This is a genomic window from Hyphococcus luteus, assembly GCF_002943565.1.
In the GTDB taxonomy this organism is placed as follows: domain Bacteria; phylum Pseudomonadota; class Alphaproteobacteria; order Caulobacterales; family Parvularculaceae; genus Hyphococcus; species Hyphococcus luteus.
Genome location: NZ_PJCH01000017.1, coordinates 261,457 through 281,047, shown reverse-complemented (window position 1 = coordinate 281,047; position 19,591 = coordinate 261,457). Strand labels below are relative to the sequence as shown.

Annotated in this window: 13 protein-coding genes; 8 read left to right on the top strand and 5 right to left on the bottom strand. The window is 60.6% G+C overall.

Going from position 1 to position 19,591, the window contains the following annotated elements; translation table 11 throughout:
* The first annotated feature begins 183 nt into the window (after positions 1-183).
* Complete coding sequence (locus CW354_RS21780) at positions 184-1,758, top strand: hypothetical protein (protein ID WP_133162412.1); 1,575 nt, start codon at positions 184-186, stop codon at positions 1,756-1,758.
* Positions 1,759-1,779: 21 nt separating this feature from the next.
* Here CW354_RS21780 and uvrB read toward each other — a convergent pair whose 3' ends face one another.
* The gene (uvrB, locus tag CW354_RS21775; protein WP_104832211.1) at positions 1,780-4,185 is read right to left on the bottom strand and encodes an excinuclease ABC subunit UvrB; all 2,406 of its coding nucleotides are present in this window, start codon (positions 4,183-4,185) and stop codon (positions 1,780-1,782) included.
* A 96-nt stretch (positions 4,186-4,281) separates the two neighbouring features.
* On the opposite strand from uvrB, the gene CW354_RS21770 reads away from it, so the two are divergent.
* Positions 4,282-4,659, top strand: a complete 378-nt coding sequence (locus tag CW354_RS21770) for a hypothetical protein (RefSeq protein ID WP_104832210.1) — start codon at positions 4,282-4,284, stop codon at positions 4,657-4,659.
* 25 nt (positions 4,660-4,684) lie between these two features.
* Here CW354_RS21770 and CW354_RS21765 read toward each other — a convergent pair whose 3' ends face one another.
* The 4 genes from CW354_RS21765 to CW354_RS21750 all read right to left on the bottom strand — a co-directional run bounded on the left by CW354_RS21765 (position 4,685) and on the right by CW354_RS21750 (position 9,091).
* Positions 4,685-5,605 carry a transglutaminase family protein gene (locus CW354_RS21765; protein ID WP_104832209.1) on the bottom strand — a complete coding sequence of 307 codons (921 nt, stop codon included), beginning with the start codon at positions 5,603-5,605 and terminating at the stop codon, positions 4,685-4,687.
* Positions 5,606-5,707: 102 nt separating this feature from the next.
* A complete protein-coding gene (locus CW354_RS21760; RefSeq protein ID WP_104832406.1) occupies positions 5,708-6,667 on the bottom strand; it encodes an alpha-E domain-containing protein in 960 nt (319 codons plus the stop codon).
* On the bottom strand, positions 6,652-8,094 hold the full coding sequence (locus CW354_RS21755) for a circularly permuted type 2 ATP-grasp protein (protein ID WP_104832208.1): 1,443 nt from the start codon (positions 8,092-8,094) through the stop codon (positions 6,652-6,654). Before CW354_RS21755 ends, CW354_RS21760 begins: the two co-directional genes overlap by 16 nt.
* Positions 8,095-8,332: 238 nt before the next feature.
* Entirely contained in the window at positions 8,333-9,091 is a 759-nt protein-coding gene (locus tag CW354_RS21750; protein ID WP_165793894.1) for a TorF family putative porin, read from the bottom strand.
* 368 nt (positions 9,092-9,459) lie between these two features.
* Here CW354_RS21750 and CW354_RS21745 point away from each other — a divergent pair, with 368 nt between their 5' ends.
* The 6 genes from CW354_RS21745 to CW354_RS21720 all read left to right on the top strand — a co-directional run bounded on the left by CW354_RS21745 (position 9,460) and on the right by CW354_RS21720 (position 19,580).
* Complete coding sequence (locus tag CW354_RS21745) at positions 9,460-9,798, top strand: P-II family nitrogen regulator (RefSeq protein ID WP_104832206.1); 339 nt, start codon at positions 9,460-9,462, stop codon at positions 9,796-9,798.
* Positions 9,799-9,825: 27 nt separating this feature from the next.
* Positions 9,826-11,145 (top strand): ammonium transporter, encoded by a 1,320-nt coding sequence (locus CW354_RS21740; RefSeq protein WP_104832205.1) that lies wholly within the window; start codon positions 9,826-9,828, stop codon positions 11,143-11,145.
* A 33-nt stretch (positions 11,146-11,178) separates the two neighbouring features.
* Positions 11,179-12,609, top strand: coding sequence for an NAD(P)-dependent oxidoreductase (locus CW354_RS21735; RefSeq protein ID WP_104832204.1), 1,431 nt, complete (start codon positions 11,179-11,181; stop codon positions 12,607-12,609).
* 50 nt (positions 12,610-12,659) lie between these two features.
* Positions 12,660-17,174 (top strand): glutamate synthase large subunit, encoded by a 4,515-nt coding sequence (gene gltB / locus CW354_RS21730; RefSeq protein ID WP_104832203.1) that lies wholly within the window; start codon positions 12,660-12,662, stop codon positions 17,172-17,174.
* A gap of 123 nt (positions 17,175-17,297) precedes the next feature.
* Positions 17,298-18,482 carry an LL-diaminopimelate aminotransferase gene (locus CW354_RS21725; protein WP_104832202.1) on the top strand — a complete coding sequence of 395 codons (1,185 nt, stop codon included), beginning with the start codon at positions 17,298-17,300 and terminating at the stop codon, positions 18,480-18,482.
* 255 nt (positions 18,483-18,737) lie between these two features.
* Complete coding sequence (locus tag CW354_RS21720) at positions 18,738-19,580, top strand: AraC family transcriptional regulator (protein ID WP_104832201.1); 843 nt, start codon at positions 18,738-18,740, stop codon at positions 19,578-19,580.
* The last annotated feature ends 11 nt before the right edge of the window (positions 19,581-19,591 follow it).

Genomic DNA, 19,591 nt, shown 5'->3' with positions numbered 1-19,591 from the left:
TTGAAGCCGCAGGCGCAAACCCGCCGATAAGCTGCGGCGGGGAATGGCGGGTATCGCTGCGCTCAACCCGCCCTACTTGCTACTTGCTTTGCCGGCTGGCGAGCCCCAGCAAATCAGATCTACTTGCTTGCTGTTTGTCTGGTCTATAGTAATTAAAATGCATTATTTATGGGAGGGATAATCTTGTCGGGCGCTCTTTTTAACGATGATGTTCAAGATTTGATTACGCTCATTGAGGAGTCCACGCGTGCGAGTAGCCTTACCTCACAGTACTTTGTTGAACCTGCGCCAGGTGTTCTTTCTCGTGCTAAATCACGTCGACATCACATTCTCTTTGGCAGAAGGGGTTCGGGAAAATCTAGTTTGCTAAATAAGATTCACTCTGAAAATTTAATTCAACGGACGCCGTCAGCTTTTGTGGATTTGGAGAAATTCAAGGGGCATATATATCCCGATGTCTTGCTGAGCATTTTGATTGAGACATTCACAGCCTACGAAGCATGGCTTAAGGAGGCTGCTATAGCTCCAGCCAGTAAAAAATCATTTTGGAGCAAGATAGCGCAGATTGGGCCGACAAAAAGAAAAGCAGAAAAGGCAAAAGCTAAAGAGCTTTCTGAAGAATTACGGGTAGAGATAGACACTTTAAATCAGCTTCTACAACAAGAAGAGAGAATATCCGTAGAAGATACAGCACATAATGAAGCCGAAAACTCTGATGAAGTTCAGATGGGGGCAAATCTTAACGGAGGGGGCGGTTCACTAGAAGCGTCGGCTTCTGCGGGGAGAAGAAGTCTTACTTCTCGAGAGAAACGGAAATCATATGAGACGCAGAAACATCAAATTCTGCAACGAAATATACTACGCTATCAGAGTCTTTTTGCGAAGATTAAGTCAGTTTCCGCATCTGAAGTGTTTCTAATATTTGATGATTTATATCATATTATAAGGTTAGATCAGGCAGACGTTATAGACTATTTTCATAAGATCGCAAAAGGTGGAAGCTTTTGGCTAAAGATAGGTACAGTACGGCATCGAACGAGCCATTATCGCAATGGAAACCCGCCTGTAGGGGTGAAGTTAAGCGATGATATTGATGCTATTGATCTAGATTTAACTTTAGAGAAATACGCAACCACAAAAAAATTCCTATTTGAAGTGCTTTCAGGATATGCAAACACGCACGATGTTCAGATAGCCAGTATTCTTACAGATGGTGCTCGGGACCGTTTAGTGCTGGCTAGCGGTGGTGTTGCTAGGGATTTTCTGAGCTTGTTTCGTAATTCGATTTATGAAGCGAGAGAGAGGCTTAATTCTGGTGACGTGGCGCGTGGCGAAAAGGTGACTGCTGAAGATGTTAATCGCGCGTCAGGGCAGTACTATAACGATAAACTTCAAGAGCTTGAGCGTGACACCGCGGAAAACGATCAGCATCAAATAGAGAGCGAAATTGAAAATTTAAGATCCTTTTGCTTTGAAAAATCAAATTCAAATATCGTCTTGATAAGGAAGGATGCTAATACCGAATTGCGGAATGTTATTGGAGAACTAGTGGATTTGAAAATCATCCATCAAGTGCGATCTGGAGTAAGTATTCGGACTGAGCCAGGAGTACGGTATGACGCTTTTATGCTGGACTATAGTTTTTATACTGGTGACCGAACAAAGAGGGGTTTTGAGATAATCGATTTTTGGAAATCTAAAACGCGAGACGATGAAATTAGAAAAAAGAGATTCGTTTATGTTCCAAAAGAGACGTAAAATGTGTTCGGGACTACAAGTCTAGCGCCGTTTCCTCTTCGCCCCCCGCGGCTTACTCCGCACATTGCTCACCGTGCCTTCAGACTTCTTGATCCTTCCCTCCGAGGCTTCTTCGACGCGGGCTTCCACTGTGGACTGACGCGCTAATGGATCGTCGGCGACGGCGAGCTCCACTTCCTGCAGGCGCTTGATTTCGTCCCTTAGGCGGGCGGCGGTTTCGAATTCGAGGTTGGAGGCGGCCTCGCGCATTTCTTTTTCGAGATGGGAGAGGACGGCCTTCAAATTGTGGCCCGCGCCGGCGAACTCGGCGCCGTCTTCGGCGAAGCCCGCCGCCATTTCGCCGCCATGGGCGCTGCGGACATTGCGGTGGCCGACGAAAGTCTGGCCCATGGCGGCTTTCGCGCCTTCGTCGTCGCTCTCGGCGATTTCGGCGATTTTCGCCTTCACCGTGGCCGGGGTGATCCCGTGCGCCTTGTTGTGGGCGAGCTGTTTTTCGCGCCGCCGCTCGGTCTCGCCCATGGCCCGCTCCATGGAGCCGGTGATGTTGTCCGCATAGAGAATGACCCGGCCGTCGACATTGCGCGCCGCGCGCCCGATGGTCTGGATCAGCGAGGTCTCCGACCGCAAAAACCCTTCCTTGTCGGCGTCGAGGATCGCCACGAGCTGGCATTCGGGAATATCGAGCCCCTCGCGCAGCAGGTTGATGCCCACCAGCACGTCAAATGCGCCGAGGCGGAGATCGCGGATGATCTCGATCCGCTCCAGCGTGTCGATGTCGGAATGCATGTAGCGCACGCGCACGCCCTGTTCGTGCATATATTCGGTGAGGTCTTCGGCCATGCGCTTGGTCAGCGTCGTGACCAGCACGCGCCCGCCCTTTTTCGCGACCGCCTTGCACTCGGCGATGACGTCGTCGACCTGGTTCGATTTGTCTCCCGTCACCGGGCGGATTTCCACCTCCGGGTCGACGAGGCCGGTGGGGCGGATCACCTGTTCGGTGAAGACGCCGCCCGTGCGGTTCAGCTCCCAGTCGCCGGGCGTCGCGGAGACATGCACCGTCTGCGGGCGCATCTTCTCCCACTCCTCGAATTTCAGCGGCCGGTTGTCCATGCAGGAGGGCAGGCGAAAGCCGTATTCGGCGAGCGTTCGCTTGCGGTTGAAGTCGCCGCGGAACATGGCGCCGATCTGCGGCACGGTGACATGGCTTTCGTCGCAGAAGATGAGCGCGTTTTCCGGGAGATATTCGAACAGGGTCGGGGGCGGCTCGCCCGGCTGGCGCCCGGTGAGATAGCGCGAATAGTTCTCGATGCCGTTGCAGGCGCCGGTCGCCGCCATCATCTCGAGGTCGAACTGCACGCGCTGTTCGAGGCGCTGGGCTTCGAGCAGGCGGCCTTCCTCGCGCATGATCGGCAGGGTCTCGTTCAGCTCTTTCTTGATGCCGGCGATGGCCTGCTGCAGCGTCGGGCGCGGCGTCACATAGTGGGAGTTGGCGTAGAGCGTCACTTCCTCGAGATCGCCGGTCTTCTGGCCCGTCAGCGGGTCGAACTCGGTGAGGCTCTCGATCTCGTCGCCGAACATGGAGACGCGCCAGGCGCGGTCTTCATAGTGCGCCGGGAAGACTTCGATGGTGTCGCCGCGCGCCCGGAACGCGCCGCGGGCGAAAGCGTTGTCGTTGCGCTTATATTGCAGGGCCACGAGATCGGCGAGCAGCTTCTTGCGCGAGAGCTCCTGCCCGACCTTCAGGGAAAAGGTCATGGCCGTATAGGTCTCCACCGAGCCGATGCCGTAAATGCACGAAACGCTAGCGACTATAATCACGTCGTCGCGCTCGAGGATCGCCCGCGTCGCGGCGTGGCGCATGCGGTCGATCTGCTCGTTGATGGAGCTTTCCTTCTCGATATAGGTGTCCGTGCGCGGAACATAGGCTTCCGGCTGGTAATAGTCGTAGTAAGAGACGAAATATTCGACCGCGTTGTCGGGGAAGAACGCCTTGAACTCGCCATAGAGCTGCGCCGCGAGGGTCTTGTTCGGCGCGAGGATCAGCGCCGGGCGCTGGCACGCCTCGATGACCTTGGCCATGGTGAAGGTCTTGCCCGTGCCCGTGGCGCCGAGCAGGACCTGGTCCCATTCATGGGTCTTGATCCCCTCGGAAAGCTCCTTGATCGCCTGGGGCTGGTCGCCGGCGGGCTCATAGTCCGAGACGACGCGCAAAGGCTTCGACAGGCCGGATTTCTCCGGGCGCTCGGGCCGGTGCGGGACCCATTCGTCGAGCGGCACAGCGAGCCGGTCGTGATAGGCGGCGACGGCTTCGGAAAAGCCGCCGGGCGTCACCGCCGCGCTGTCGGTGACGGGCTGGCTCGCGGGCCGTTTGGCTTTCGGGTCGTATCCGGGGCGGTGTCTGGATTTGGCTTTCGAGTCTGGGGGCATGGGCAGAACATAATGCGAACCCGCCGAAAGGGAAGGGGGGCGGGCGCCCGGAACCGGCTTGCGGCCGCCGTGTTTCCTGCGAAAAAGGAGGTTGTTATGACCCGCTGGATCACCGCCCTTGCGGCGATCGTAGCCCTGATCCTCATTTTCGTGTTTTTCACCGGCGAAGAGCCCTCGGAAAGAACCGAGCTGCCGGCGGCGGACGCGCCCGGCGCGGCGCTGGAAAGCAGCGACGGCGCCGACACGGAAATGGAGGTCAATCCGCAGCCAGGCGATCTCAGGCTCGAGACAGATCCCATTGAGCCCGGCGTGGGTGAAGACAAGCCGGACGCAGAGGCGCTCGACGTGACCATGCCGGAAGGCGAAAGCCGGCTCGACGGCGAGCTTCAGGACGCGCCGGGCGAATCCGGCCTTGCCGAGGAAGACGAAGAAGAAACCGGCGTGACCGGCGAAGACGAAGACCCGCAGCGCTAAGGCCGCGCAGCTTTAAGCGCCGCCCTTAGCTGTGCAGCGTCGGGGCGAGGGCCAGGATCTGCACGTCCACATCCATGCCGGTGAAGGCGTCCGTGGCGCCGTGGAACGAACCGTCCAGCGGCACGGCCTGACTTGGCGTGCGCGCCACGCCGGTGCGGATCAGATTGCCGCTCGCGACGAGGCCGTTGGTGGGGTCGAACTCGATCCAGCCGGCGCCGGGCAAGAACACCTGCACCCAGGCGTGGGTCGCGCCGGTGCCTTGAAGGGCGCCGCTCTGGCTGGCGACCGGATCGTAGAGATACCCGGTGACGAAGCGCGCCGCGAAACCGAGCTGGCGCACAGCCTCTATCATCAGGATCGCGAAATCCCGGCAGGAGCCGTGCCCGAGGTCAATGGTTTCACGCGGCGCCTGAATGCCCGGTTCCTCGCGTCGCCGGTATTCGAATGTTTTGTGTATCGTATTGTTGATTGTGGTCAGGATGGTCCAGGTGTCGGCGCCGGCTTCGCGCAGCAGCTTGTTCGCCCACTCGTTCACCGCTTCCGCCGGGTGATCGTATTCGGGCCGGATTAGCGCGATCAGATCGGGGATCTGTTCTTTCGGATAATCGAACGGATAGTTCTGCGCATTGAGCGCGATCGGAAAGACCGGCGCATAGACGCTGGTGCGAATGACATTAAAGACGCACAATATTTCCAGCGTGTCAGACAATGGCGCAGCATCGAAATTGAGGATGACTTTTGAGTTGGAAAACACGTCATGAACCCAGTGCTGCTTTGCGGGCGGGTTCGTCGTGATGTCAAAAGCCGTCAGGCGCAGGTCATTGCTTTCATGCGGCCTGAACATGGCGCGATGCGGACCGAAGGCGACAGGCTCGCTGTAGCGATAGCGCGTCGTGTGTCGCACTTGCAGAATATCGGTGCTGACATTCGGTGTGGGAGCGTTCATGTTCGGGTCTGACACAATTTTTTATACGGTTACTGTTTTGTGCGCCGGCATTTAAGGTCAGGCGCCCTGACGATTGGTTAACACCGCCCGGCCGGCATGCGCTCAGGCCGGCGAAAAATAGCGGTCATCGAGGACGTTGGCGAGGGTTATGATCTCCTGCTGGATCTGGTCGAGATACCGGTGGAGAGAGCGCCCCGAAAGCCGCGCCGGCGGGGCGTCGAGCCGCTCCCGCAGGGCCTTGGCGGCGCGGGAGACAGCGGCCCCCGGCCGGGCGCCGAAATCCTCGTCGAGGCGGGCGAGCTGTTCGCAGGCGGCCTCGACCGCATTCGTCACAGACAGCGGCAAGTGCTTGTCGCAAATAAGAAAACGGGCTGCATCCGCAGGGTCTGCATTAAAAGAATACCGGCGCTGGAAGGCGTGATAGCCGGAGGCCGAGCGCAACAGGGTGTTCCACCAGGCGACGTCCGGCGGGGCGGGCTCGTCATCGTCGTCGTCGCGGTCGAAGCGGAAATATTTGATGTCGATGAGGCGGGTCGACTGGTCCGCCCGCTCGAGCGCCGCGCCGAGCTGCAGGAAGCGCCAGACCTCATCGCGATAGCAGGTGGCGTCGAGGACGCCCCTCAAGGTGCACGAGCCGTCGCGGATGTCGGCGCAGATTTCGCTCATCTTGGAGAGGGCGAAACGGCGCTTTTGCAGGGCGGCGACGCTTTTTTGGAAAAGCGAGACCTGGCGCCAGCTTTCGGTGCTGAGAAGATGACGCAGGGACCGCGCATTCTCTTTCATCATGGTCGCGGCGAGAATGACCGAATTCGAATTGTTCGGGTCGGCGAGATAAAAGCGCGCGACATTGAGCGCGGTGAGCGGCTTGCCGCGTTCGGAGAAAGCGTCCGTATCTGCGAAGACCTGAAGAATCGGCGCCCAGGCTTCGTCGCTTTCCTGATCGGCGGCGAAACTTTCGGTCACCATCAATAGGCGCGCAAGACTTTCGGCCCGCTCCAAATAGCGGCCCATCCAGAAAGCGCTGTCGGCGAACCGCGAGAGCAACATCAGCGCATCACCCATGTGTCTTTGGAGCCGCCGCCTTGCGAAGAATTGACGACGAGCGAGCCCTCGCGCATGGCGACGCGGGTGAGCCCGCCGGGCAGGACCCAGGGCTCTTCGCCGGTGAGCACGAAAGGACGCAAATCCACATGGCGCGGGCGAAGCCCCGCCTTGGTCAGGGTCGGCGAAACGGAAAGGCGGATCATCGGCTGGGCAATGTAATTCGACGGATTCTTTTTCAGCTCGCGGCGCACGGCGGCGAGTTCGGCCTTGGTCGCCATGGGGCCGATGACGATGCCGTAGCCGCCGCTCTCGCCCACGGGTTTCACCACCAGGTCCTCGAGATGCTCGAGCACATAGGCGAGCGCGTCTTTCTCGCGGCAGATCCAGGTCTCCACATTGTTGAGCACCGGGTCTTCGTCGAGATAATATTTGATGATGCGCGGCATATAGGCGTAGACCGCCTTGTCGTCGGCGACGCCGGCGCCGACCGCATTGGCGATGGCGACCTTGCCGGCTTTGAGCGAGCGCATGAGGCCCGGCGCGCCGAGCATCGAATCCTTGCGGAAGACTTCCGGGTCGAGAAACGCGTCGTCGATGCGCCGGTAAATCATGTGGACGCGCTCAAGCCCTGAGATGGTTTTCATGAAGACCCGGTCTTCCTCGTCGACGACGAGGTCGCGGCCTTCGACCAGCGGCACGCCCATCTCCCGGGCGAGAAAGACATGTTCGAAATAGGCGGAGTTGAAGACGCCCGGCGTTAACAGCACGACCTGCGGGTTCTGGTATCGCGCCGGGGTGGTTTCGGTGAGCGTGGCTTTCAGCCGCTTGCCGTAATCGGAGACCGGCATGACTTTCACGCCTTCCATGAGGTCGGGGAAGGAGCGCATCATCAGGTGGCGGTTCTCAATCACATAGGAAACGCCCGAGGGAGACCGGCAATTGTCTTCGAGGACGAGAAATTCGCCATGCTCGTCGCGGATGAGATCGACGCCGCTGATATGGGTGTAGGTGCTGTGGGGCAGCTTCACCCCGACCATTTCCTTGCGGAAATTCTTGTTGCCGGTGACGAGGGCCTTCGGGATGATCTTGTCTTTGAAGATCTTCTGTTTGCCGTAGACATCGGCGAGAAAGGCGTTGAGCGCCATGACGCGCTGACGGCAGCCTTTTTCGAGCACCTTCCAGTCGGCCTGCGAAATCTGCCGGGGAATCGGGTCGAAGGGCAGGATGCGGTCGATGGCGCCGGAATCGGAATAGACGGTGAAAGTGATTCCGAGATTGTGCAATTCGCGCTCGGCGGCGCTGTTGCGCTGGTTGAGCGTGCGGATGTTGTATTTGGAAAGTCTTTGTGCAAGCGGGTTTTGGGTCTGCTTGCCGTCCGCCGGGCCGAAGATCTCGCAAAAGTCGCCGTCAGGGTCGTATCCCTGAAACGCATCGTTCTTCTTCATGGATGAATGTCTAAATCATTCCGTGGTTGATGGCAAACAAAGCGCGCTGTTTTATTTAAACGCTGCCGGGGAACTTTTCGGCGGCGACGGTGTTGACGGCGGCTGGCGGGAATTCATTGCACGGATGAACCGGATGGAATCATGGCCGGCGGTCGCCCGCCGGCCATGATGTTTGCGCAAGGAATGCTCCTGCCTTGCGCCGGACGCCCCCGATGCGCCCGAACTCTTGACTTAAGCTTTAGAACGACGCGTTGAAGCCGAGCCCCCACCAAACGGCGCTCGACTTGGTCGTGCCGGCGATGGAGTCGTCGATGACGGAGCCGCCCGGAAGGTCGGAGCCGCCGTACCGCACGCCCGCATAGAACGAGCCGTTGTCGGAAATCGCGTAGGAAATGTCGGCGGACGCCGTGCCGTAGACATAGTCCGTGCCGCCCGTGTCGTCGATCACGTAGCCGATATAGCCGCCGACATCGAAGCTGGTCTTTTCGGCGAGCGGAAAGGAATATGACCCGTTGGCCTGGAAGGTCGTCGTGTCGAAATTGAAGTCATGATAGACATAGATCGACGGCGACAGCGGGATGTCGAAGGCGAGGCCGGCGTAAGGCTCGAGCGTGTTGGCGCCCATGCCGTCGCCGTCTTCTTCGTAAAGATCGAAGAAGCCGCTCGCGAGATCCGGGAAGGTGTAATAGGTCAGGCCCACATCGAATGAGACGACGTCGCTTATGGGCGCGCTGTAGCCGACCACGAGGTCGAGCTCTTCGCCGCCGGGCGTCACAACGAGGTCGTCATCGCCGATCGGCAGGTTCAGCCAGGCGGTTCCATAGAAATTGCCGTAGCCGAGGTTGATGGCGGGCTGAAAGCTTGTTTCGGCGAACTGAACGCCGCGGAACAGGTAACGTGATTCAAAGCCGACAGTGGTGGAAACCTCCAGGGATTCCGCGGCCGCCGGAAGGGCGACGGTTGACAGAACTAGTGCAGTGGCGAGTGAGCGCAGCATAGACTCCTCCTTTTTTTTGCTCGTTTTCTGGGAAACGAGGTATACGGAACACATAAGTTTGTTTACGGAGAAAGCTTGTCCAAGAATGCCGCATCGCACAATAACATTTTTGCAACAGCTGCCATGAACTGCGAAAAACGCAAGAAATCTACCTATAATTAGAGTATATGGTTATAAATATAGCATTATATTCCAATTCAATTGGTTTTTTTTCGCCCCTGCAGCAAAATTCAGTTGCGTGACATATTTATGATTGTTAGCGTTGCTTCCGAATCGGCGCCGTCGAGGCGGCCTTGGGGCGGCGGTTGGAACGGCGTAAAGTAAAAAAGAGGCCGCAAAAAATAGAGTGCGGGAAAGGGGCTAAAACGATGAAATATATAATAGCTGTAGTTAAGCCGCATCGTCTGGACGAGATCAGGACCGCTCTGACCTCGATCGGCGTCGAGGGCATGACCGTCTCGGAGGTCAAAGGCTTCGGTCGGCAAAAAGGCCATAGCGAAGTTTATCGGGGTGCGGAGTATCAGGTTGATTTCGTGCCGAAAGTGAAGCTTGAGATCGCCGTGGAGGCGAGCCAGGCGGCGAAGGTCGTCGAGGCGATTCGGGACGCGGCCAAGACCGACCGGATCGGCGACGGCAAGATCTTCGTTCTCGCTCTGGAAGACGCCGTGCGCGTGCGCACCGGCGAAAGCGGCGCGGCGGCGCTGTAGACTTAGAACAAGAACAGGAAAATCATCATGAAAAAGAAACTGTCTCTCGCCGCGCTCGGCGGCGCAGCCCTGGCGACGTTTGCGCCTGCAATGGCGTTCGCGCAGGAAGCCGCGCAAGCGGCCCCCGCGCCCGCGTCCGACACCTCTTTGTTTGTTTTCAACACGCTCTTGTTCCTCATCATGGGAATGGTCGTCATGTTCATGGCGGCCGGCTTTTGCATGCTCGAGGCGGGGCTCGTTCGCTCGAAAAACGCGGCGACCATCTGTCTGAAGAACATTGCGCTTTATTCCGTGGCCGGGCTGATGGTCTATTTCATCGGCTACAACCTGATTTACGGGATCGCCGAAGGCGGCGTCATCGCGCCGTTCGACTTCTTCTGGGCGGCTGACGATTCCGATCCTATGGGCGTCGGTTACGGCTCGCACTCGGACTGGTATTTCCAGATGGTGTTCGTGGCGACGGCGGCCTCGATCGTCTCCGGCACGCTCGCCGAGCGCATCAAGTTGTGGCCCTTCCTGATCTTCACGGCGCTCCTGACCGGCTTCATCTACCCGATCCAGGCCTCCTGGGAATGGGGTGCGGGCTGGCTCGACGCCATGGGCTTTTCCGATTTCGCCGGATCGACTCTGGTGCATTCCACCGGCGGCTGGGCGGCGCTTGCAGGCGCGCTCGTGCTGGGCCCGCGCGTCGGCAAATATGTCGGCGGCAAGGTGCATCCGTTTCCGGGCTCGAACCTGCCGCTCGCGACGCTCGGCACGTTCATTCTGTGGCTCGGCTGGTTCGGCTTTAACGGCGGTTCGCAGCTTGCGCTCGGCACCATTGACGACGCGGTTGCGGTGGGCCGGATCTTCGTCAACACCAATACGGCGGCCTGCGCCGGCGTGGTGACGGCGATGATCGCGACCCAGCTGGTCTACAAGAAGGTCGACCTCACCATCGCGCTCAACGGCGCGATCGGCGGTCTCGTCTCGATCACGGCGGAGCCGCTGGCGCCGACCATCGGCTTTGCGATTTTCGTCGGCTTTGTGGGCGGGCTCATCGTCACCTTCGCCGTGCCGGTCCTCGACAAGCTGAAAATCGACGATGTCGTCGGCGCGATCCCGGCGCACCTTCTGTGCGGCATCTGGGGCACCTTCATTGTCCCGGCGTCGAACGCCGAAGCGACCTATGGCGTGCAGCTGCTCGGCATCGTCGCCATTGGTGTTTTCGTGTTCTTTGTTAGCTTAATCTGCTGGCTTGCGCTGAAATACACGACTGGAATCCGTGTCAGCGAGGAACATGAGCGTGAGGGGCTCGACAAAGTCGAACTTGGACTTGAAGCTTATCCAGAATTCTCTAAAGGGTGATTTGAACTCTGGGAGGCTCATATTTCTGAGCGCATGCTGAAATTCGTCTCGCGCGACCGCGAGACCCCGACGAAGCGAAATCCCGGCGTAAGGCGCCGGGATTTTGATGAGATCTATGCGCCTTTCGCCCGGGATCGCGCGGCGGCGCAGGCTGCGCGCTGTTCGCAATGCGGGATCCCGTTCTGTCAGGACCATTGCCCGCTCGGCAACGACATTCCCGACTGGCTGAAGCTGGTCGCAGAAGGCCGCCTCGAAGAGGCCTACGCCGTCTCCTCCGCCACCAACAACATGCCGGAAGTGTGCGGCCGGATCTGTCCGCAGGACCGGCTTTGCGAAGGCTCCTGCGTCATCGAACAGTCCGGCCACGGCACGGTGACCATCGGCGCGGTGGAGCAGTTCATCACCGAAACCGCCTGGGAGGAGGGCTGGATCAAGCCGGTTAAGCCCGCCGTCGAGCGCGCTGAATCCGTCGGCATTATCGGCGCCGGCCCCGCCGGTCTCGCCGCCGCCGAAGAGCTGCGCAAGGAAGGCTTCCAGGTCAAAGTTTACGACCGTTACGACCGCACCGGCGGGCTCCTCGTTTACGGCATTCCGAATTTCAAACTCGACAAACACGTCGTCGGCCGGCGCACGGAGCATCTCGAAAAGAGCGGCGTCGAGTTCGTGCGCAATGTGGATATCGGCAAGGATATGGCGTTCGGCGAAATCCGCGCCGAGCATGACGCGGTGCTGATCGCCACAGGCGTTTACAAGGCGCGCGATCTCGTCTGCCCCGGCTCGGGCAGCGCAGGCGTCGTCGCCGCGCTCGATTATCTCACCGCCTCGAACCGCGAAGGCCTGGGCGACAAGGTCGACGCGTTCGATTCGGGCGAACTCAATGCGGACGGCAAAAAAGTCGTCGTCATCGGCGGCGGCGACACCGCCATGGACTGCGTCAGGACCGCCGTGCGCCAGGGCGCGACGTCGGTCACCTGTCTTTACAGGCGCGACCGCAAGAACATGCCGGGCTCGGCCCGGGAAACCGCCAACGCCGAAGAAGAGGGCGTCATTTTCGAATGGCTCGCCGCGCCGAAAGCGGTCCGCGGCGACGCGGCGAAGGCCGCCGGCATCCGCGTCGCGCGCATGGAGCTTGGCGCGCCGGACGCGAGCGGAAGGCGCGCGCCGGTGGAGATCGACGGCGCGGAATTCGATCTTGAGGCCGACCTCGTCGTCAAGGCACTCGGTTTCGAGCCGGAAGACATGCCGGCGCTGTTTGACGCGCCGGAACTGAAGACGACCGCCTATGGCACGTTGCGGGTCGATGGGGAAACCCTCGAAACCGCGCTGCCGGGGGTTTATGCGGCGGGCGATATTGTCCGCGGCGCCTCGCTCGTAGTATGGGCGATTGTGGACGGGCGGAAAGCCGCCGCGGCCATTACAGAGCGGCTTAAAGACGCGCGAACGCGTCCTCTCGCCGCCCAGTAAGCCGCCGCCAAACCCCGCCCTCGCAACAACAAAATAAGAAGACCAAGCCGATGACTGACTGCGTATCGACCTATCTGCGCCGCCGCGACCGCCTGATCGAGGCGAACGCCTATGATCCGTCGTCCGAGCATGACGCCTGCGGCGTTGGTCTCGTCGTGGCGCTGGACGCCGAGCCCCGCCGGGAAATCGTCGACATGGCGATCGAGGCCCTGAAAGCCGTCTGGCACCGGGGCGCCGTGGACGCAGATGGAAAAACGGGCGACGGCGCGGGGATCCGCCTCAACGTCCCGCAGGATCTTTTCCGGTCTTTCGTGGAGCGCACCGGCCATAAGGCGGGCGAGGAAGACATCTGCGTCGGCATGGTGTTTCTGCCGCGCACCAATTTCGGCGCGCAGGATGCGGCGCGCGCGATTGTCGAATCCGAAATCCTGCATCGCGGCTTTTACATCTATGGCTGGCGCCAGGTCCCGGTGCAGTCGCGCGTGCTCGGCGACAAGGCGAACGCGACGCGTCCCGCCATCGAACAAATCCTGTTCTGCGATCCGAAAGGCCGCAGCCAGGAAGAGCTCGACCGCATTCTCTATGTGGTCCGCCGCCGCATCGAAAAGCGCGCGCGCGAAAAGGGGCTGCACGAGCTTTACGTTTGCTCGCTCTCCTCGCAGGACATCGTCTACAAGGGCATGTTCCTCGCCGAGGAAATCGATAATTTCTACACGGACCTTAAGGATCCGCGCTTCATCTCCCGCGTGGCGATCTTCCACCAGCGCTATTCGACGAACACCTTCCCCGAATGGCGCCTCGCCCAGCCTTTCCGCATGCTCGCCCATAATGGCGAGATCAACACGCTGAAAGGCAACGTCAACTGGATGAAGAGCCATGAAATCCCCATGGCCGCCGAAGTCTTCGGCGACGACGGCGAGGACATCAAGCCGGTGATCCAGCCGGGCTCGTCGGATAGCGCGACCCTCGACCAGGTGTTCGAGCTTCTGGTGCGCGCCGGCCGCACGGCGCCCATGGCGAAAACGCTGCTGATCCCTGAGGCGTGGTCGAAGCGCCTCGGCGCCCTGCCGGACAAATGGCGCGCGCTTTACGAATATTGCAACGCCGTGATGGAGCCCTGGGACGGGCCGGCCGCGATCGCCGCCTATGACGGCAAATGGGCGGTGGCGGGGCTCGACCGCAACGGTCTTCGCCCCTTGCGTTACGCCATCACCGAGGACGGCATTCTCGCCGTCGGCTCCGAAACCGGCATGTGCCCGCTCGACGGGCGCGAAGTGAAAAAGCGCGGCGCGCTCGAGCCGGGGCGCATGATCGCCGTCGATCTCGAAAGCGGCGAATATTACGGTTCGGGCTCCATCGTCGATCTCCTCGCCGATAAACATCCCTATACGGAATGGCTGGAAAACATCGTCGAGCTCGAACAGAAAATCGGGCCGGGACCGGAAGAGCGCCTTTACGAAGGCGATGAGCTTTTGCGCCGTCAGGGCGCGGCCGGCTACGATCTCGAAGAGCTCGAGCTCATTCTTCGCCCCATGGCCGAAGACGCCAAGGAGACCATCGGCTCCATGGGCGACGACACGCCGATCGCCGTCCTGTCGGAAAACTATCGTCCGCTGTCGCATTTCTTCCGCCAGAATTTCAGCCAGGTGACGAACCCGCCCATCGATCCGTTGCGCGAAGACGGGGTGATGAGCCTCAAGACCCGGTTTAAAAATCTCGGCAATATTCTGGTTACGGATAAAACCCAGACCGATGTTTTCGTGCTGGAAAGTCCGATCCTGACCAACGGCATGTTCAAACGGCTGTGGGACTATCTCGACACCAAGATCGTCGAGATCGACTGCACCTATGACGTCGCCGACGTCAAGAACAACGGAGAAGCGCTCGCCGCCGCGCTCGACCGCATCCGCAAGGATGCGGAAGAGGCGGTGAAAGACGGCGCCGGCTCGATTGTCCTGACCGACGAACGTCAGGGGCCGGAGCGTCTCGCCGTCCCGATGATCCTCGCCGCCGGGGGCGTGCACGCCCATCTCACCAATGTCGGCGTCAGAACCTATTGCTCGATCATCGTGCGCTCGGCCGAGTGCATCGACTCCCATTATGCGGCGGTGCTGGTCGGCGTCGGCGCGACGGTGGTGAACCCTTATCTTGCTTTCGACTCGCTGGCCCAGGCGCATGCGCAAGGCCGCTTCGACGGCATGTCCATGGGGCGGTGCGCCTACAATTATAAAAAAGCGCTGGAAGCCGGGCTCCTCAAGATCATTTCGAAGATGGGCATCTCGGTCATCTCCGCCTATCGCGGCGGCTGCAATTTCGAGGCGCTCGGCCTGTCGCGCACGCTGGTGCAGGAATTCTTCCCGGGCATGACCAGCCGCATTTCCGGCATCGGTCTCGCCGGTCTTGAAAAACAGTCGGCGGCGCTGCATGCGCGCGCCTGGGAAAGCGGCGTCGCGCGCCTGCCGGTGGGCGGCTTTTACCGTCACCGCCGCCGCGGCGAACAGCATATTCTCGAAGCCGATCTGATCGCCGATTTGCAGGAGGCGGTCCGCAATGACGACGCGAGCGCCTATGCGCGCTATTCGGCGGCGCTGGAAAAGCAGCGTCCGGCGCAGATCCGCGATCTTCTCGATCCGCATCCGCTGCGCGACCCCATCGGCGTCGACAAGGTCGAAACCGCGAACGACATTCGCCGCCGCTTCGTGACGCCCGGCATGTCGCTGGGGGCGCTTTCGCCGGAAGCCCACGGCGCGCTCAACATCGCCATGAACCGCATCGGCGCGAAGTCGGTGTCGGGCGAGGGCGGCGAGGTGCCCGAGCGCTATCAGCCCCTGCCGAACGGCGACAACGCCAATTCCGCGATCAAGCAGGTCGCTTCAGGCCGTTTCGGGGTGACCGCGGAATATCTCAATCAATGCCGTGAGTTGGAGATCAAAGTTGCGCAAGGGGCGAAGCCCGGCGAGGGCGGCCAGCTCCCAGGCTTCAAGGTCACCGAATTCATCGCCCGGATGCGCCATTCGACGCCGGGCGTCACCCTGATCTCGCCGCCGCCGCATCACGATATTTATTCCATCGAGGATCTGGCGCAGCTGATTTACGATCTGAAACAGATCAACCCGGAAGTGCGGGTCTGCGTGAAGCTCGTCTCCATGACCGGCATCGGCGCCATCGCGGCGGGCGTGGCGAAAGCCAAAGCCGACATCATCCTGATCTCCGGCAATGTGGGCGGCACCGGCGCCTCGCCGCAGACCTCGATCAAATTCGCCGGCGCGCCCTGGGAGCTCGGTCTTTCCGAAGCCCATCAGGTGCTGACGCTGAATAACCTGCGCGACGGCGTGACCTTGCGCACCGACGGCGGCATCCGCACCGGCCGCGACGTCGTCACCGCCGCGATGCTCGGCGCCGAGGAATACGGCGTCGGCACGGTCTCGCTCCTGGCGCTTGGCTGCCTCATGGTGCGCCAGTGCCATTCCAACACTTGCCCTGTCGGCGTGTGCACCCAGGATGACGCTTTGCGCGCGCGTTTCACCGGCTTGCCGGAACATGTGGTTCATCTGATGACCTTCATCGCCGAGGAGACGCGCCAGATTCTGGCCTCGCTCGGCGCGACCTCGCTTGAAGAGGTCATCGGGCGCTCGGACCTTCTCGATCAGGTCTCGCGCGGGGCGCAGCATCTCGACGATCTCGATTTGAACCCAATCCTCACCCTCGTTGACGCCGGCGAGCGGCCCATGCGCTCGACCCGCACCGGGCGCAAGGAAGTCACCGATACGCTCGACCAGCGCATTGCGCCGGATCTCGCGCCGTTCTTCGAGCGCCGGGAGAAAGTGCAGCTTTCCTATCCGGTGAAGAACACCGACCGCGCCATTGGCGCGCGCACCTCGTCCTTCATCACGCGCAATTACAAGCGCGAGGATCTGACCGAAGACCACGTCACCATCCGCCTGAAAGGCTCGGCCGGCCAGTCGCTCGGCGCCTTTTCCGCCTACGGCCTCAAGATCATCGTCGACGGCGACGCCAACGACTATGTGGGCAAGGGGCTTTCCGGCGCGACGCTGGTCGTCCGGCCGGAAGAGCAGAGCGTCGACCGCAATGACGCGATCATCGGCAACACCTGTCTTTACGGCGCCACGTCGGGCGCGCTGTTTGCGGCGGGCCGGGCCGGCGGGCGTTTCGCGGTGAGGAATTCCGGCGTCCATACGGTGGTCGAGGGCTGTTCGGCCAATGGCTGCGAATATATGACCGGCGGCGTTGCGGTGATCCTCGGCGCCGTCGGCGCCAATTTCGGCGCGGGCATGACCGGCGGCAAGGCCTATGTCTATGACGATAAGGGCGACTTCGAAGAAGCCGTGAACCCGGAGAGCGTCGTCATTCGCGGTTTCCTCGACGGCGAGGACGACCAGGAATGCCTGGCGCTGATCGAACGCCATTGGCGTGAGACCAAGTCGCCGAAGGCGCGCGGCGTTCTCGACGACTGGGCCAATGCAAGGGCGAAATTCTGGGTGATCGAACCGCGCGAGATTCTTGCGCGCCAGAAAAAACTGGAAGCCGCCGCCAAATCGGCGTGACGATGGTTTGTACGCCCCGGGCGCCTTCTTTAAATCAAGGCAAGGCCCCGGCGGCGCCTTGAAACCGCGCCATTCGCCCGCAATAAGCTTTGTTGTAGTCAGGATCGGGCAAGCCCAGCCATCATGCCGACAGAAGAAGAATTCTACCGCATCCAGAAGCTGCCTCCTTACGTCTTCGAGGAGGTGAACAAGCTGAAGGCGAAGCTGCGCGCCGAAAAGCACGACATCATCGATCTCGGCATGGGCAATCCCGACATGCCGACGCCGGCGCATATCGTCGACAAGCTGTGCGAGACCGCGCGCAATCCGAAGGCGCATCGCTATTCCGCCTCGCGCGGGATCGTCGGCTTGCGGCGCGCCATGGCCCGTTATTACGAGCGCCGTTTCAACGTCTCGCTCAATCCCGAAACGGAAATCGTCGCCACCATCGGCTCCAAGGAAGGCTTTGCGAACCTCGCCCAGGCGATCACCGGGCCGGGCGACGTCATCCTCGCGCCGAACCCGGCCTATCCGATCCACGCTTTCGGTTTCATCATCGCGGGCGGGGTGATCCTGCCCGTGCCCGCGCCGTCGCCGGAGGACTATCTTTCCGGCTTGTCCGAAGCCATCGGCAAGGCGCATATGAAGCCGCGGGCGATGGTGTTGAATTATCCCTCGAACCCCACGGCGCAGACGGTCGGCCTCGATTTCTACAAGGACGCCGTGGCGCTCGCGAAAAAGCACGAGATCATCATCCTCTCCGACCTCGCTTATGGCGAGATCTATTTCGGGGACGTTCCGCCGCCGTCGATCCTCGAAGTCGAGGGCGCGAGAGACATCGCCGTCGAGATCAACTCCCTGTCGAAAACCTTCGCCATGGCGGGCTGGCGCGTCGGCATGGCGGTCGGCAATGAACGGCTCATCAATGCGCTCGCAAGGGTGAAATCCTATCTCGACTACGGCGCCTTCACGCCGATCCAGGTCGCGGCGGTCGCCGCGCTCGACGGGCCGTGGGAGTGCGTCGAGGAAATCCGCGAGACTTATAAGCGCCGCCGCGACGTTCTGATCGACGCTTTCGCCATGGCCGGCTGGGACATCCCGACGCCCGAAGCGTCCATGTTCGCCTGGGCGGAGATCCCGGAAAAATACAAGGCCATGGGGTCGGTCGAGTTCTCCAAGATGCTGATCGAGCGCGCCGACGTCGCCGTCGCGCCGGGGCTCGGCTTCGGCGAATATGGCGAAGGGTTTGTGCGCATCGGGCTTGTCGAAAACCAGCAGCGCATCCGCCAGGCGGCGAGAAACCTGCGCAGAGTGTTTCAGGGAAACTGAAACGCTCCGCGCAGGCGCCAAGGGGGACTAACCCTTACCTGTCTGTTCGCATTCGCAGCGCGCAGCCAATTGCGCCGTCGCCTCGAAGGCGAAGCGCAGCTGCTTTACGCAACTCATCGTAATTTTTCGCCGCGACATTTTTACGGCCATGGCGATCATGGCTTCAATCGCATGCGGAGGATTGTAAATTCTCGACACCAACCCTTAAAAGCAGGGAAGACGAATTTGGCGCGCCGACGCCCATGGAGCGGTTGAGTGGAATTTTCGTATTATGAACCCGCGCCGGCCCTGAGGGAGCTCGTCAGCAGTTATTATTTCGTATCGCTCCCCTTTGAGGTTTCCGACATCATGCGCGCGGAGATCGCTAATGTGCGGTTCATTCTGCAGGGGCATGTGGCGTCCAATCTCAGCGGCGAAGACGCCGATTTCCAGCCGGGCGACGCGGCGCTTTGCGGGCCGACCTATGGCTGGAGCCGGATCAAGTTCGCGGCCGGCACCCGCATTTTCGGCGCTGCGATCACGCCGCTCGGCTGGCGGCGCCTGTTTTCCGTCAGCGCCGAAAAGCTCGCCGACGACCACGCCCCGCTTCAGGAATATGTGCCGTCAGCGGCGAAACCGCTGATCGCGGAAATCTTCGGCCAGAAGGACAATGACGCCGTCGTCCGGGCGGCGGACGCTCTGTTTTCGTCCTTCGTATCCGAAAAACGTCTGGTTCATGACGATTTTATTGAGCAGGCGACGCATTGGATCGTCGATCCCGAGCCGAACGAGATCGAACATCTCCTCGACCATGTGGACCTGTCTCACCGGCAGATCGAGCGGCTGTGCAAGGCCTATTTCGGGGCCGGGCCGAAACGGCTTCACCGCAAGTTCCGGGCCTTGCATGCGGCGAACCGGCTCACCTGGATGAACCTTTCCGACTGGCGCGACATCGCCCGGGCCGCTTATTATGATCAGGCGCACTTCATTCGCGAGTTCAAACAGTTTAATGGCCGCACGCCGCAGGAATTCATCAACGGGCCGCATATCCTCGTGCGCATGACCCTTGAAGAACGGCTCAAGATCAATCACGGCTCGCCCTTCAGCCTGGTCGGGTGAGGGACAAGACG

Excerpts from the sequence above, each read along its gene's own strand:
- CW354_RS21750 (WP_165793894.1), bottom strand. The coding sequence starts at position 9,091 with ATGCTGCGCTCACTCGCCACTGCACTAGTTCTGTCAACCGTCGCCCTT.
- CW354_RS21755 (WP_104832208.1), bottom strand. The coding sequence starts at position 8,094 with ATGAAGAAGAACGATGCGTTTCAGGGATACGACCCTGACGGCGACTTT.
- CW354_RS21745 (WP_104832206.1), top strand. The coding sequence starts at position 9,460 with ATGAAATATATAATAGCTGTAGTTAAGCCGCATCGTCTGGACGAGATC.
- CW354_RS21765 (WP_104832209.1), bottom strand. The coding sequence starts at position 5,605 with ATGAACGCTCCCACACCGAATGTCAGCACCGATATTCTGCAAGTGCGA.
- CW354_RS21760 (WP_104832406.1), bottom strand. The coding sequence starts at position 6,667 with ATGGGTGATGCGCTGATGTTGCTCTCGCGGTTCGCCGACAGCGCTTTC.
- uvrB (WP_104832211.1), bottom strand. The coding sequence starts at position 4,185 with ATGCCCCCAGACTCGAAAGCCAAATCCAGACACCGCCCCGGATACGAC.
- CW354_RS21770 (WP_104832210.1), top strand. The coding sequence starts at position 4,282 with ATGACCCGCTGGATCACCGCCCTTGCGGCGATCGTAGCCCTGATCCTC.
- CW354_RS21725 (WP_104832202.1), top strand. The coding sequence starts at position 17,298 with ATGCCGACAGAAGAAGAATTCTACCGCATCCAGAAGCTGCCTCCTTAC.
- CW354_RS21740 (WP_104832205.1), top strand. The coding sequence starts at position 9,826 with ATGAAAAAGAAACTGTCTCTCGCCGCGCTCGGCGGCGCAGCCCTGGCG.
- gltB (WP_104832203.1), top strand. The coding sequence starts at position 12,660 with ATGACTGACTGCGTATCGACCTATCTGCGCCGCCGCGACCGCCTGATC.
- CW354_RS21735 (WP_104832204.1), top strand. The coding sequence starts at position 11,179 with ATGCTGAAATTCGTCTCGCGCGACCGCGAGACCCCGACGAAGCGAAAT.